Here is a 14506-nt window from a genome sequence, read left to right as displayed (position 1 = left end):
CTAAAGGACACAATATGATTTATCCTGATGAAGCAATGCTTTACGCACCGGTTGAATGGCACGATTGCTCCGAAGGTTTCGAGGACATTCGTTATGAAAAATCCACCGACGGTATCGCAAAAATCACCATTAATCGTCCGCAGGTGCGCAATGCCTTCCGTCCTCTGACGGTAAAAGAGATGATCCAGGCGCTGGCGGATGCCCGTTATGACGACAACATCGGCGTGATCATTTTGACTGGCGCGGGCGATAAAGCGTTCTGCTCCGGTGGTGACCAGAAAGTACGTGGCGACTACGGCGGTTATAAAGATGATTCCGGCGTACATCACCTCAACGTGCTGGACTTCCAGCGTCAGATCCGTACCTGTCCGAAACCGGTTGTCGCGATGGTGGCTGGCTACTCCATCGGCGGCGGTCATGTTCTGCACATGATGTGCGACCTGACTATCGCGGCAGATAATGCCATCTTCGGTCAGACTGGCCCGAAAGTCGGTTCCTTCGACGGCGGCTGGGGCGCTTCCTATATGGCTCGCATCGTCGGGCAGAAAAAAGCGCGTGAAATCTGGTTCCTGTGCCGTCAGTACGACGCAAAACAGGCGCTGGATATGGGCCTTGTGAACACCGTGGTGCCGCTGGCCGATCTGGAAAAAGAAACCGTCCGTTGGTGCCGTGAAATGCTGCAAAACAGCCCGATGGCGCTGCGTTGCCTGAAAGCTGCACTGAACGCTGACTGTGACGGTCAGGCAGGTCTGCAGGAACTGGCGGGTAACGCCACCATGCTGTTCTACATGACGGAAGAAGGTCAGGAAGGTCGCAACGCTTTCAACCAGAAACGTCAGCCTGATTTCAGCAAATTTAAACGGAATCCGTAATGCGTAGCGCGCAGGTATACCGCTGGCAGATCCCCATGGACGCGGGGGTGGTTCTGCGCGACAGGCGGTTAAAAACCCGCGACGGGCTATACGTTTGCCTGCGTGAGGGCGAGCGCGAAGGGTGGGGGGAGATCTCCCCACTGCCGGGCTTCAGTCAGGAAACCTGGGAAGAGGCGCAAAGTGTGCTGCTTGCCTGGGTACATAACTGGCTGGCAGGCGATTGCGAGCTACCACAGATGCCTTCCGTCGCCTTTGGCGTAAGCTGCGCGCTGGCTGAACTGGCAGATACGCTCCCGCAGGCGGCCAATTACCGTGCTGCGCCGCTGTGTAATGGCGATCCGGACGATCTGATCCTCAAACTTGCCGATATGCCTGGCGAGAAAGTGGCGAAGGTCAAAGTGGGATTGTACGAAGCCGTGCGCGACGGCATGGTGGTCAATCTTTTGCTGGAGGCAATTCCGGATCTGCATTTGCGTCTTGACGCGAACCGCGCCTGGACGCCGCTGAAAGGCCAGCAGTTTGCCAAATACGTTAACCCGGACTATCGCCACCGCATCGCGTTTCTCGAAGAGCCGTGCAAAACCCGCGATGATTCGCGTGCGTTTGCCCGTGAAACCGGCATTGCCATTGCCTGGGATGAAAGCCTGCGCGAGCCGGATTTTGCCTTTGTGGCGGAAGAGGGCGTGCGTGCGGTGGTGATCAAACCCACGCTCACGGGCAGCCTGGAGAAAGTCCGCGAGCAGGTGCAGGCGGCGCACGCGCTGGGGCTGACGGCGGTGATCAGTTCTTCCATCGAGTCGAGCTTAGGCTTAACGCAACTGGCGCGGATTGCTGCCTGGTTAACGCCAGACACCATTCCGGGGCTGGATACGCTGGATCTGATGCAGGCGCAGCAGGTTCGTCGCTGGCCGGGTAGCCCGCTGCCATTAGTGGAAGTTGATGCACTGGAGCGGCTGTTATGATCTTCTCTGACTGGCCGTGGCGTCACTGGCGGCAGGTGCGGGGAGAAGCCATCGCCTTACGTCTTAATGACGAGCAACTCAACTGGCGCAAGCTTTGTGCTCGCGTCGATGAATTAGCCTCCGGCTTTGCGGCGCAGGGTGTGGTTGAGGGCAGCGGCGTAATGTTGCGGGCGTGGAATACGCCGCAAACGCTGCTGGCCTGGCTGGCGTTACTGCAATGCGGGGCGCGGGTGCTGCCCGTGAATCCACAACTGCCGCAACCGTTGCTTGAGGAATTGCTGCCAAATCTCACTCTGCAATTTGCGCTGGTGCCGGAAGGGGAAAACACGTTTCCGGCGTTAACGTCGCTGCACATTCAGCTGGTTGAAGGCGCATATGCCGCTGCGTGGCAGCCGACGCGTCTGTGCTCAATGACGTTAACCTCTGGTTCCACTGGCTTGCCGAAAGCCGCTGTTCATACTTATCAGGCTCATCTTGCCAGTGCCGAAGGGGTGTTATCGCTAATTCCGTTTGGCGATCACGATGACTGGTTGCTCTCTTTGCCGTTGTTTCACGTCTCTGGTCAGGGAATTATGTGGCGCTGGTTATACGCTGGTGCGCGGATGACGGTACGTGATAAACAGCCATTGGAGCAAATGCTGGCAGGCTGTACTCACGCTTCACTGGTGCCAACACAGCTCTGGCGTTTGCTGGTTAACCGCAGTTCAGTTTCCCTGAAAGCGGTGTTACTTGGCGGCGCGGCAATTCCGGTTGAGTTGACGGAGCAGGCGCGCGAGCAGGGCATTCGTTGCTTTTGCGGCTATGGTCTGACGGAGTTCGCTTCCACGGTTTGCGCGAAAGAAGCGGACGGCCTGGCTGACGTCGGTTCGCCGCTGCCGGGGCGGGAAGTGAAAATCGTTAATGATGAAGTGTGGCTGCGGGCTGCCAGTATGGCAGAAGGTTACTGGCGTAACGGGAAACTGGTGCCGCTGGTTAATGACGAAGGCTGGTACGCCACGCGCGATCGCGGTGAGATGCATAATGGCAAGCTGACCATTGTCGGACGTTTAGACAATCTGTTCTTCAGTGGTGGCGAAGGCATTCAGCCAGAAGAAGTCGAACGTGTGATTGCCGCGCATCCTGCGGTTTTGCAGGTGTTTATCGTCCCCGTTACTGACAAGGAGTTTGGTCATCGACCGGTAGCGGTGGTGGAGTATGACCACGAAACCGTTGATCTTAGCGAATGGGTGAAAGACAAGTTGGCCCGTTTTCAACAACCGGTGCGTTGGCTGACGCTTCCGCTGGAGCTGAAAAACGGCGGCATTAAGATTTCACGTCAGGCATTAAAAGAGTGGGTGCAACGCCAGTATTAAGAAATCATTAGTTTCATCTCTCATTTCCGCTATTCCATTGCCATTGATAATGAGTTTATCTGTTAATCTGTAAATTAATGTGACAATTCTTATCAGACAGGATAGTGCAATGGAATGGCTGGTTAAAAAATCATGCAGCGATAAACAAGACAACAGACATGTACTGAAGCTTTGTGATACTGGCGGCACGATAAAAATGATTGCCGAAGTGCAAACTGACTTTAGCGTTAAATCAGGTGACCTGCTTTCTCCGCTACAGGATGCGCTTTATTGCATCAACCGGGAAAAACAGCGCACGGTGAAAGTCATTTCGGCGAGCAGTTATAGTGTTGAGGAATGGGGGCGACAATGTCAGTCTGGCTGCAAAAGTCAGTAGCGTTGTTTTGCTGCTGGTAGAAAAATCAGCGTTAATCCACCCATAATACAGGCTACGCCCAGCATAGCCTTCAGCGAGAAGGTCCCTTCCCAGCCGGGAAGTACCATTGATGCAATCCATACCAGTACATAACTCATACTCAGTAAGGCATAGGCTTTGCTGAGTGCCAGCCGATGCAACGCCTTATACCAGCAAAAAACGGAGATCAGATAGCCAACCAGGCCGACGACCAGCATCCGGGCACCGAAATCAAAAGTAAAAAGCGCCGCGATAAAATTCCATAATTGCGTCATCGGCGGCAGATGACTCGCCGCAAAACCCAGGCTTAATTGCGCAGCAGAAGCAATAATGACGCTGAATAATCCCCACATCAGGCCCATTACACCGTACTCCCGAGAATCACAATGCCGCCAATAATGAAGGCCACCCCACACCAGTGACGAAAAGACACTGGTTCGTGCCACAGTTTTACTGCTGCCAGCGTCACCCAGACAAAATTCAGGCTCAACATTGGATAGGCAATGCCTACCGGCACGTTCTGTAATACCAGCAGCCAGAGCACCATTGCCAGCCCCAGACACATCAATGCCAGCGCCAGCCACAGTGCAATATGTTTGCGCCGTTTACTTATTGCCACAAAGCGAGTTGCCTGTTTCTGGCAGAGCTGCCCGGCTACGCTAAGCAGGCTGGCAAAGACTAAAATCAGCCAGATCATTTGGGCCGATACTGAATGAGCACCAGACGCCCCTGATGATCGATAGCATCTGCAGGTGGAATGGCAAGGCTGTTGATATCCTCATCGCGGTCTACCGAAAGCACGAGAGTAATAATCCCCTCCTGGCGATGTTGAGTAAGCCAGCTGGCGAAATCATCACCGCTGACAAATCTGCCTTTCGCATCCGGATAATTGAGGCCATATTTCAACTCCCCCGTCTGGCGATACATGATGATGTCATCGCGTTGCAGACTCCATGCCAGACCTGCGGCAACGCCGACGCTATCCGTAAGAATATAGCGGCTCGGCTGGAGTGACTCTTGCGTCATCTCGACAAAAAATTGCGGATGTTTGCCTTCCATGACTCTGTCGGGGATCGCAATACCCACGAGCAACGCCAGCCCCAACGGGCAAAGTGCCGCAAAAGGCCAGTTTTTTTCAATGTTCGTTAATGTGTACCAGCCGAAAAATGCCCATAGCGAAAAAATCGACCATGCGCAAAAGACTTTATAGATTTCGAAAGTTTGCCAGACTGGCGTACTCATTGGTCCCCAGGGAGAGACTACAAACGTGGCAATAATGCCAGTGACGCCAAATGCGATATTGATCCAGCCATTAATCCGCAACGCCAGAGGATTATTTTTTGCTGCCTGCAACGCGTAATACGCCACCAGTATTGCCAGAGGCGCAAAGCAGGAAAGAATATAGGTCGGCAGCTTGCCTTTAGCGACGGAGAAAAACAGCAGTGGCATCACCGTCCAACTCAAGAGATAGACGGTTGCGGAATGGTTGCGGTTTTTCCAGCCAGAACGCAGCGCACCGGGGAGTAATCCCAGCCATGGCAGGCTACCGGCAATGATGATAGGCAAGTAGTACCAGAACGGGGCTTTATGTTGGGCATCATCCATCGCAAAGCGTTGAATATGCTCAATCCAGAAAAAATAGTGCCAGAAGTCAGGCTCCCGTTGCGCTATTGCTAACCCCCAGGGGAGAACCGTCAGTACACAACTGATGATTGCCAGCCAGCCGTAAATAAAGAAATCTTTCCAGCGTTTTTGCGTCGCCACCCATGGCAGCACGCTTAATACCGGCACGGCGAGGGCGAGAAAACCTTTGGTCATTACCCCCATACCGCAGGTGATTCCCAGCAGTAAAAATCCCGCGCTTTTGCCTTTCCACGTTTGCGCATCCATTGCCAACCAGAAGCTACACATTCCCGCCACCAGCCAGAATGCAATAAACGGATCGAGCACGGCGTAAGTGCCGATGGCGTAGACAATAAGCAGCGAGAGATAAATCACAGCGGCGAGTAGTGCCAGACGTTTATCGCGCCATAAGCGCAGAGTAAACCAGGTCACCAGCGCGGCGGTTAACAGAGTCGCAAAGATAACACCTGCTCGCACACCAAAGTTATTCGCGCCAAACAGCCATTGCCCAATACTGTTAATCCAGTATCCGGCAATCGGTTTTTCGAAATAACGTAGCCCTAACAGATGGGGCACAATCCAGTCGCCGGAAGCCAGCATTTCCCGACTGATTTCCGCATACCGCGTTTCATCAGGTTGCCAGAGCAGGCGATAATTAATCGGCAAGAGATAATAGACGGTAATAAACGCAAAGAATGCGGCGTAATAGCGAATGGATTTCATGGACGAGTTCCCGCAACTTGTTGGCAACCCAGCCAGCCTTCACGTCCAGCGATTCTTCCACGCACCACATGTCCGAGCGGCAACGTCTCCGGCAGCAGCTCGCCTAATGGACAAAAAGTAATGCCTTCACGGGCGGCACGCTTCAGGAGATCAACAAAATCAGGATGATAAGCACAACCTTCAACTTCAGCATGGATGGTATAAACCGGCGTCCCTTTATCTCGCAGGATGCGGTTGAGTAGCCAGCCGTTAAAATCTTGCGCTTTCACATCCCGGCCAATCACTTCATCCCAGGTAGGTAATGTCACTGGAATTTGTGCAGTGCCAGGTTTTCCTGATTCGAGCAAGGGACGAAACGGCATCGCCCCACGACAATCGCTGTTGTAGCGCAAATGGAACGCTTCTTTTGCTTCGATCACCTGTTGGTCGGCACGCCAGCCAGCAGCAGCGGAGCAGGTTATCGGTTGGCCGATAATCTCTTCCAGGGTACGAAGGCCGCGGGCAATATCGTCTACCATTGTTTGCCGATCCCAGTTGCCGCTATGGGCTTGCCAGGCGTGGTGATCCCAGGCGTGCAGGCCGACTTCGTGGTATTTAGCCGCTTCACGAATGATATCGGCATTGGCATGACCAATCTCTTTTCCTGGCCATGCCGTACCTGCCAGTAAAATATCCCAGCCATAAAGTGATGCCGCGTTTGAGCGCAGCATCTTCCACAAAAACTGTGGCTTCACCAGTCGCCAGAGATGGCGGCCCATATTGTCCGGGCCGACGCTGAAAAAAATGCTGGCCTGAATATTATGCTTACTTAAGGTTTCCAGCAGACGTGGCACCCCTTCGCGGGTGCCACGAAAAGTATCGACATCAATACGTAAACCTACTTTGGTCATGATGACTTATCCGTAAGATCGACAGTGCGCAGGAAGAAATCCAGCGTCTCATCGATGGTTTCCTGCATATCAATTTTCGGTTCCCAGCCGAGGCAACGGCGGGCATTGCGGATGCTCGGTTTACGATGCTCTACGTCCTGATATCCTTTGCCGTAGTAGCTGCTACTTTCTACCACGCGAAAGCCCGCAAACGGTGGGAAGTGATGGCGCAGCGGATGTTTTTCGAAGCTCGCCAGCAGCATCTCGCCGAGTTCTTCAATACTCGCTTCGTTATCAGGATTGCCAATGTTGATAATTTCGCCGTCGCAGCGATTTCCCGCATTTTCGATAATGCGGTATAACGCTTCGATTCCATCGCGAATATCAGTAAAGCAGCGTTTTTGTTTTCCGCCATCAATCAGCTTAATCGGTGAACCTTCCACCAGATTGAGAATGAGTTGCGTAATAGCGCGTGAGCTACCAATTCGCGCAGCATTAAGGTTATCCAGTCGTGGCCCCATCCAGTTAAACGGGCGGAAGAGGGTGAACTGCAACCCCTCTTTTTCGCCATACGCCCAGATCACCCGATCAAGTAATTGTTTTGATACTGAATAAATCCAGCGTGGTTTATTCACCGGGCCGACGATTAAATTAGAATGGTCTTCATCGAAGTATTTATCGCTACACATCCCATAAACTTCTGAAGTCGACGGGAAGATGATTCGCTTACGGTACTTCACGCAGTAACGGATAATGCGCAGATTCTCTTCAAAATCGAGTTCAAATACGCGTAGCGGGTTGCGGGTATATTCAATCGGCGTAGCTATCGCCACCAGCGGCAACACGACATCACATTTTTTGACGTGATACTCAATCCATTCGGAATGAATGCTGATATCGCCTTCAACAAAATGAAAATGCGGATGATTCAGAAAACGGCTTATCGCGTCGCTGCCAATATCCAGACCGTAAACTTCATAGTGATCTTCGCGCAGCAGGCGTTCTGTCAAATGGTTACCGATAAAGCCATTCACCCCGAGGATGAGTACCCGGGTACGGCGTCGGGCGGCACAGGCAGGCTGGCTATTCAAGCGTGAACCTTGCACCAGGCCCAGTGTCTGCGCTAATTGTGAGCCCTGCATAGTAATGCCGTCGCCCGCTTGTCCGGTGACGATTTCCAGCGCGCCATCGCCACAGGCAATCAGCAACGGCGCAACAGAAATCACGCTTCCCGGCTGTGCTGCGGATGTATGAGGATGTACGCGTGACGACCAGACGGTAAATTTTTGATTACCAACATAGCTGAAGGCACCCGGCCACGGATCGGCGACGGCGCGGACCATGTTATGCAATACGGCTGCCGGTTTGTGCCACTCGAGGAAGCTGTCTTCTGGTGTTCTGCGACCAAAACAGGTGGCTTCGTTCTCGCGTTGGGCTATTTCCAGAATCTTACCGTGTTTAATGGCGGGTAACGTCTGTTCCAGCAACTGACGCGCGGCATGGCACAATTTATGATGCAGCGTAATGGCGATATCATCTGGCGCAATGGCAACGCGCAGTTGGGCAACAATGGCCCCGGCATCGGCACGTTTAACCATTCGGTGCAATGTTACGCCCGTTTCCGTTTCACCGTTCACCAGCACCCAGTTCAGCGGCGCGCGACCACGATATTTTGGTAACAGCGAACCATGCAGATTAAATGCACCTGCGGGAGCGAGCTGTAAAATCTCATCGCTAATGAGATGGCGATAATAAAAAGAGAAAATCACCTCTGGTGACAGTTGGGCAATGCGTTCCACCCACAGCGGATGATTAATGTTATCCGGCGCGTAAACCGGAATGCCTCTTTCCGCCGCCAGGCGAGCGACCGAACCATAAAAGGCTTTTTCGCCAGGATTATCAGTATGGGTAAAAATGGCGCTAATTTCGTAACCGGCAGCCAGCAGGGCTTCAATACCGAGGCATCCCATATCGTGGTAGGCAAAAACGACGGTTTTCATTATTCATTTTCCTTGCTGGATGGACGGATAACTTGCTGAACAAAATAGCGGGGGCGGGCGCGGACATCGGTGTAGATCCTGCCAATATATTCACCGAGCAATCCCATGCCGATAAACTGAGCGCCAATAAAAGTAAACAGCACGGCAAATAGCATAAAGACGCCTTCCGCGGCCCATTGTGGTCCGAAGGTCAGGCGTAAAATCACCAGCAGTACCGCAATGCTGAAACCCCCAATCGCAATCACGCTGCCGAGAAGACTCAGCATACGTAGCGGTGTGGTCGTGAGGCAGGTCACCAGGTCGTACATCAAATTAATCAGGCGCATAAAGCTGTATTTAGATTCGCCATACTCACGCTCGGCATGATGTACCGGAATTTCAATGGCGCGGCGAGCGAAGATATTCGCCAGAATCGGGATAAAGGTGCTGCGTTCATGGCAGTGCAACATGGCATCGATAATATGACGGCGATAGGCGCGTAACATACAGCCATAGTCGCCCATCGCTTTGCCGGTGGTGCGCTGAATAAGTCGATTAATCATCTTCGATGCCGTTTTACGAAACCAGGTATCCTGGCGATTCTGGCGCACAGTACCCACTACGTCGTAACCTTCATCGGCTTTTTCTACCAGACGGGGGATCTCCTCTGGCGGATTCTGGAGATCGGCATCGAGGGTAATAATTAAGTCGCCGGTAACGTGGCTGAAACCTGCCATGATCGCCGAATGCTGTCCGTAATTACGATTAAGCAAAATAGACACGATGTGGCTGCCCTCTGCTTGTGAGGCATCGACGAGCATTTGTGCGGAATTATCGCTACTGCCGTCATCAATCAGCAGGATCTCATACTCTTTCCTCAGCGATTCACAGGCTGCGGTGGTGCGCCTGATTAATTCCGGTAAGCTTTCCTGCTCGTTATAGACGGGAATAACCACCGAGACTTTCTTAACAGGGTGGATTTCAAACATGGCTTATTGTCCTGCGAGTTGCTGAAGGGCAGCGATGACGCGGTCGGCATCGGCGGTGGTCATATCTGGAAAAAGCGGCAACGAACAGATGCGTTCGCTGTTCCATTCGGTATTCGGTAACGACAGCGTGGGAAAACGCTCGCGATAATATTTTTGCGTGTGAGCGGCGCGGAAATGTAACCCGGTGCCAATGCCTTTTTCTTTTAACGCTTCCATCAACGCATCGCGGCTGATACCACAACGTTGTTCATCGACACGAATAATAAACAGATGCCAGGCGTGAATGTGCGGCCATGCGGGAAGGCTTAAAGGCTGGAACGGGAGAGCTGCCAGTGCTTGCTGATATTGCAGGGCAATTTCCCGACGACGGGTGTTGAGTTGCTCTAATTTGGCTAACTGTGTCAGGGCAATCGCGGCGTTAATATCGGTCAGATTGTACTTATAGCCTGGCGTTAATACTTCTGCCTGCGGCGCGCGGCCCCAGGTTTGTCTGTCATATGCATCGACGCCCAGACCATGAAATTTCAGCATACGTAGCTGGCGGGCGAGGTTTTCATCATCAGTAACAATCAGGCCACCTTCCGCACAGGTAATGTTTTTGATGGCGTGAAACGAAAAAATAGCAGTACCTTTCGCACCAATATGTCGGCTTTTGTAATACGTACCGACGGCATGGGCGGCATCTTCAATAACCGCGATACCGTAACGTTCGCCAATGGCGCGAATGGCGTCAATATCTGCTGGCGCACCGGCATAATGCACTGGAATGATGGCTTTGGTACGCGGCGTAATGGCTGCTTCGATTGCTTCAGGCGTGACCATCAGCATATCGCGATCGACATCTACCATTACCGGCGTAGCGCCCAACAAAGAAATCATATTAAGAGTTGATACCCAGGTCAGAGAAGGCGTGATCACTTCATCGCCAGCACCTATCTCCAGCGCCATCAGCGTAATATGCATTCCGGCTGTGGCTGAACTGACCGCGATGGCATGTTGGTTTCCCGTCAACTGGCAAAAGGCTTGTTCAAGCGCCTGATTCTTCGGACCTGTGGTGATCCATCCAGATTCGAGAACATCTTTAACCGCAGCGAGTTCTTCCACACCCATTGCCGGACGTGAAAAGGGCAAAAAATCTGACATTATTATTCCTTCGGCCATTGAATACTTTTCCCATCTATTCACTAATATTTGTTATAGGGAGCGTTATATGTATTTTGCCATTTGGCGTAAAATTCTAAGGGTAGAATATTAATTTAACCTTAAGGAACTAATATAGTACTTAAATATTAGTTTTTTTCGTTTTTTTATCTTTTTCAGGCTTTTCATTTGACAAGATTTAAGGCATTTTGCGTGCATCGTAATGTTTTAATACTATCCCCAGCCCCTATTTTCCGGTGAAAATGTTATTTTTTTCACGGTCATTTAGCTGGCTACGCGTGTCTATAGGTGGAGCTTAAGTGTTAGCTTTTTGTCGGACTTCGATGAAGTCTAAAAAATATATCTTCATTTTACTGGTGCTTGCTGTAATTGCCGGGTTGGGTAGTCATGCTGCCTGGAGTAGCAATGGGTTGCCACGAATCGACAATAAAACGTTGGCCAGGCTAGCGCAGCAGCACCCGGTGGTGGTTCTGTTTCGCCATGGAGAACGTTGCGATCGTTCCTCCAATCAATGCTTGTCAGACAAAACAGGTATTACGGTAAATGGCTCTCAGGATGCGCGTGAACTGGGCAAAGCCTTCAGCGCAGATATCCCTGATTTCGATCTTTATTCCAGTAATACCGTTCGGACTATTCAGTCGGCAACCTGGTTTTCTGCGGGCAAAAAACTGACGGTAGATAAACGACTGCTACAATGTAGTAATGAGATTTATAGCGCAATTAAAGACTTACAAAGTAAAGCGCCTGATAAAAATATTGTTATCTTCACCCACAATCACTGTCTGACGTATATCGCGAAAGATAAACGTAACGTGATATTTAAACCAGATTATCTGGATGGACTGGTGATGCATGTGGAAAACGGTAAAGTTTTACTGGATGGGGAATTTGTCAATCACTGATCTTTGAATCTGACAGCCAGTAATGGCTGTCATCACTATCACAGAAGACCCTTCAAACGTAATGTTTTCTTGGTCGCAACATTCAAATCGTATTGCGCCAGATCTTCAGGTTTTACCCACGCGTATTCCTGAAACTCTTCGTTTATTTTCACTTCACGGTTGGCAGAAACACAGTCAAAGATCAGGTAAATCATATAAATCTCTTCCTTACGACCATCTGCATATGTCTTAGTGCGAATGTCATCGCTGAAAGTCCACGGAGTGATGTCGGTAAGAATCAGTTGCTCGCCTAACTCTTCTCTGATTTCACGGCGTAATGCTTCTTCAATACGTTCGCCAGGTTCCACGCCACCACCCGAAAGCGCCCATTGACCCGGGAAAACGCCGCGATCGTCAGCCATTTTGCATAGCAGATAAGCACCATCATTTTGAATCAAAGGGCAAACAATAGTCCGTTGTCGCACAGGGATGTTCCTTATAATCGAAAATAAACCAAGAGAATACGGCAACTCAGAAATATGCGAAAGTGACATTAGTCTCTTTTGCGATGATAACTGCGCTGATTATTATTTTGGTTTATAACGTAAATCATGTTTATTTTTTCGGCGTTAAATTATTAAAGACGTATTTAGTTACAATAAGTTAGCAGATCGCTTTTTTCACGCATTGAATCCTCTGCGTCAGGCAGTACAATCCCGCAGCTTTGGGGAATGTTGATTATCTTCTTGCGGAAAAAGGTAAAAATGAAAAAATTTGCGCTACCAGTTCTGGCTGGAATGCTGTTGGTTTCTGCATCGGCAAATGCGATAAGCATCAGCGGCCAGGCAGGTAAGGAATACACCAATATTGGCGTCGGTTTCGGGACCGAGTCTACGGGACTGGCGTTAAGCGGTAACTGGACACATAACGACGACGACGGTGATGTCGCGGGCGTGGGGTTGGGCCTGAATCTTCCTCTGGGGCCGTTAATGGCAACTGTAGGTGGGAAAGGTGTTTATACCAACCCGAATTACGGTGATGAAGGTTATGCGGCGGCAGTCGGTGGTGGTTTGCAGTGGCAAATTGGCGACAGCTTCCGTCTGTTTGGCGAGTATTATTACTCTCCGGATTCGCTCTCCAGCGGTATTCAAAGTTATGAAGAAGCGAATGCTGGCGCGCGTTATACCATTATGCGTCCAGTCAGTATTGAGGCAGGCTACCGTTATCTGAACCTGTCGGGGAAAGACGGCAATCGCGATAATGCCGTGGCCGACGGCCCTTATGTCGGGGTTAACGCCAGCTTCTGATACCTTCCGGCGCGGCGTTCTGTCGCGCCATTCAGTTTCTTACTATGCCTTATCTCCCTTTGCGTTATAGTGATTCGATAACAAAAGCAGGAGATAACCATGTTAAAAGTGGAAATGCTATCCACCGGGGATGAGGTGTTACACGGGCAAATCGTTGACACGAATGCAGCCTGGCTGGCCGACTTTTTCTTTCATCAGGGCTTGCCGCTATCTCGCCGTAATACGGTAGGCGATAACCTTGAAGATTTAGTCACCATTCTTCGTGAGCGCAGTCAGCACGCCGATGTGCTGATCGTCAACGGCGGACTGGGGCCAACCAGCGATGATTTAAGCGCGCTCGCTGCTGCGACAGCAAAAGGTGAAGGTCTGGTGCTACATGAAGCCTGGCTTAAAGAGATGGAACGTTATTTCCGCGAACGTGGTCGCGTGATGACGCCGAGCAACCGTAAACAGGCAGAATTGCCAGCGAGTGCCGAGTTCATCAATAACCCCGTAGGCACCGCCTGTGGTTTTGCCGTGCAGCTTAATCGTTGCCTGATGTTCTTTACCCCCGGCGTACCGTCAGAATTTAAGGTGATGGTCGAGCACGAAATCCTGCCGCGCCTGCGCGAGCGTTTTTCTTTACCGCAGCCGCCGGTTTGTCTGCGTTTGACTACCTTTGGTCGTTCGGAAAGCGATCTGGCACAAAGCCTGGACACTCTACAACTGCCGCCGGGCGTAACAATGGGCTATCGCTCCTCGATGCCGATAATTGAACTGAAGCTGACCGGACCGGCAAGCGAGCAACAGGCGATGGAAAAACTGTGGCTGGACGTTAAACGTGTTGCCGGACAGAGCGTGATTTACGAAGGCACCGAAGGACTGCCCGCGCAGATCAGTCGCGAATTGCAAAACCGCCAGTTCAGCCTGACGTTGAGCGAGCAATTCACCGGTGGTTTATTGGCTTTGCAACTTTCTCGCGCAGGTGCGCCATTGCTGGCGTGTGAAGTGGTTCCTTCACAGGAAGAGACTCTGGCACAAACCGCGCACTGGATTACAGAACGGCGGGCCAACCATTTTGCCGGGCTGGCACTGGCTGTTTCGGGTTTCGAGAACGAATATCTCAACTTTGCGCTAGCCACGCCGGACGGCACTTATGCCCTGCGCGTACATTTCAGCACTACGCGCTACAGTCTGGCTATTCGTCAGGAAGTGTGTGCAATGATGGCGTTGAATATGCTGCGCCGTTGGCTGAACAATCAGGACATCGCCAGCGAGCACGGCTGGATTGAGGTTGTTGAGTCCATGACCTTATCCGTCTGATCAGTCATTCTGTGCCGGTTTACTGCACCGGCACATTCCCCTCCCGCAAATTTGTCCAACCTGTTGTACTCAATAAGAAAAAATCCGTGCGC

Annotated in this window: 15 protein-coding genes; 7 read left to right on the top strand and 8 right to left on the bottom strand. The window is 51.4% G+C overall.

Features of this window, described 5'->3' with window-relative positions; all coding sequences use genetic code 11:
• The first annotated feature begins 14 nt into the window (after positions 1–14).
• The 4 genes from menB to pmrD all read left to right on the top strand — a co-directional run bounded on the left by menB (position 15) and on the right by pmrD (position 3562).
• Entirely contained in the window at positions 15–872 is an 858-nt protein-coding gene (menB, locus tag D9734_RS10125; protein ID WP_000639996.1) for a 1,4-dihydroxy-2-naphthoyl-CoA synthase, read from the top strand.
• Entirely contained in the window at positions 872–1834 is a 963-nt protein-coding gene (menC, locus tag D9734_RS10120; protein WP_130207190.1) for an o-succinylbenzoate synthase, read from the top strand. Before menB ends, menC begins: the two co-directional genes overlap by 1 nt.
• Positions 1831–3186, top strand: a complete 1356-nt coding sequence (menE, locus tag D9734_RS10115; RefSeq protein ID WP_130207188.1) for an o-succinylbenzoate--CoA ligase — start codon at positions 1831–1833, stop codon at positions 3184–3186. Before menC ends, menE begins: the two co-directional genes overlap by 4 nt.
• 109 nt (positions 3187–3295) lie before the next feature.
• Positions 3296–3562 carry a signal transduction protein PmrD gene (pmrD, locus tag D9734_RS10110; RefSeq protein ID WP_130207186.1) on the top strand — a complete coding sequence of 89 codons (267 nt, stop codon included), beginning with the start codon at positions 3296–3298 and terminating at the stop codon, positions 3560–3562.
• Here pmrD and arnF read toward each other — a convergent pair.
• The 7 genes from arnF to arnB are packed head-to-tail and all read right to left on the bottom strand — an operon-like array spanning position 3556 to position 10906.
• On the bottom strand, positions 3556–3942 hold the full coding sequence (arnF, locus tag D9734_RS10105) for a 4-amino-4-deoxy-L-arabinose-phosphoundecaprenol flippase subunit ArnF (protein ID WP_130207184.1): 387 nt from the start codon (positions 3940–3942) through the stop codon (positions 3556–3558). The genes pmrD and arnF overlap by 7 nt on opposite strands.
• Positions 3942–4277, bottom strand: coding sequence for a 4-amino-4-deoxy-L-arabinose-phosphoundecaprenol flippase subunit ArnE (gene arnE, locus D9734_RS10100; RefSeq protein WP_130207182.1), 336 nt, complete (start codon positions 4275–4277; stop codon positions 3942–3944). The genes arnF and arnE overlap by 1 nt, the downstream gene beginning before the upstream one ends.
• A complete protein-coding gene (gene arnT, locus D9734_RS10095; RefSeq protein WP_130207180.1) occupies positions 4274–5926 on the bottom strand; it encodes a lipid IV(A) 4-amino-4-deoxy-L-arabinosyltransferase in 1653 nt (550 codons plus the stop codon). Before arnT ends, arnE begins: the two co-directional genes overlap by 4 nt.
• Positions 5923–6816 carry a 4-deoxy-4-formamido-L-arabinose-phosphoundecaprenol deformylase gene (gene arnD, locus D9734_RS10090; protein ID WP_130207178.1) on the bottom strand — a complete coding sequence of 298 codons (894 nt, stop codon included), beginning with the start codon at positions 6814–6816 and terminating at the stop codon, positions 5923–5925. Before arnD ends, arnT begins: the two co-directional genes overlap by 4 nt.
• Positions 6813–8795 (bottom strand): bifunctional UDP-4-amino-4-deoxy-L-arabinose formyltransferase/UDP-glucuronic acid oxidase ArnA, encoded by a 1983-nt coding sequence (gene arnA / locus D9734_RS10085; RefSeq protein WP_130207176.1) that lies wholly within the window; start codon positions 8793–8795, stop codon positions 6813–6815. Before arnA ends, arnD begins: the two co-directional genes overlap by 4 nt.
• Positions 8795–9763: an undecaprenyl-phosphate 4-deoxy-4-formamido-L-arabinose transferase gene (arnC, locus tag D9734_RS10080; protein WP_130207175.1), complete on the bottom strand. Its 969-nt coding sequence runs from the start codon at positions 9761–9763 to the stop codon at positions 8795–8797. Before arnC ends, arnA begins: the two co-directional genes overlap by 1 nt.
• A gap of 3 nt (positions 9764–9766) precedes the next feature.
• On the bottom strand, positions 9767–10906 hold the full coding sequence (gene arnB / locus D9734_RS10075; protein WP_130207174.1) for a UDP-4-amino-4-deoxy-L-arabinose aminotransferase: 1140 nt from the start codon (positions 10904–10906) through the stop codon (positions 9767–9769).
• Positions 10907–11223: 317 nt separating this feature from the next.
• Between arnB and ais the strand changes: the two genes are divergently transcribed.
• Positions 11224–11826, top strand: coding sequence for a lipopolysaccharide core heptose(II)-phosphate phosphatase Ais (gene ais, locus D9734_RS10070; RefSeq protein ID WP_130207173.1), 603 nt, complete (start codon positions 11224–11226; stop codon positions 11824–11826).
• Positions 11827–11864: 38 nt separating this feature from the next.
• Here the strand turns inward: ais and nudI are convergent, their stop codons facing one another.
• On the bottom strand, positions 11865–12290 hold the full coding sequence (nudI, locus tag D9734_RS10065) for a nucleoside triphosphatase NudI (RefSeq protein ID WP_130207172.1): 426 nt from the start codon (positions 12288–12290) through the stop codon (positions 11865–11867).
• A 279-nt stretch (positions 12291–12569) separates the two neighbouring features.
• Between nudI and D9734_RS10060 the strand changes: the two genes are divergently transcribed.
• Together D9734_RS10060 and D9734_RS10055 are read left to right on the top strand one after the other, a co-directional pair.
• Entirely contained in the window at positions 12570–13112 is a 543-nt protein-coding gene (locus tag D9734_RS10060; RefSeq protein WP_130207171.1) for a YfaZ family outer membrane protein, read from the top strand.
• Between the two features lie 99 nt (positions 13113–13211).
• Positions 13212–14414 carry a nicotinamide mononucleotide deamidase-related protein YfaY gene (locus D9734_RS10055; RefSeq protein ID WP_130207170.1) on the top strand — a complete coding sequence of 401 codons (1203 nt, stop codon included), beginning with the start codon at positions 13212–13214 and terminating at the stop codon, positions 14412–14414.
• Positions 14415–14506 lie beyond the last annotated feature (92 nt).

The organism is Escherichia sp. E14S1 (genome assembly GCF_004211995.1).
GTDB lineage: Bacteria > Pseudomonadota > Gammaproteobacteria > Enterobacterales > Enterobacteriaceae > Escherichia.
This window is presented reverse-complemented; position numbering and strand designations above follow the sequence as displayed.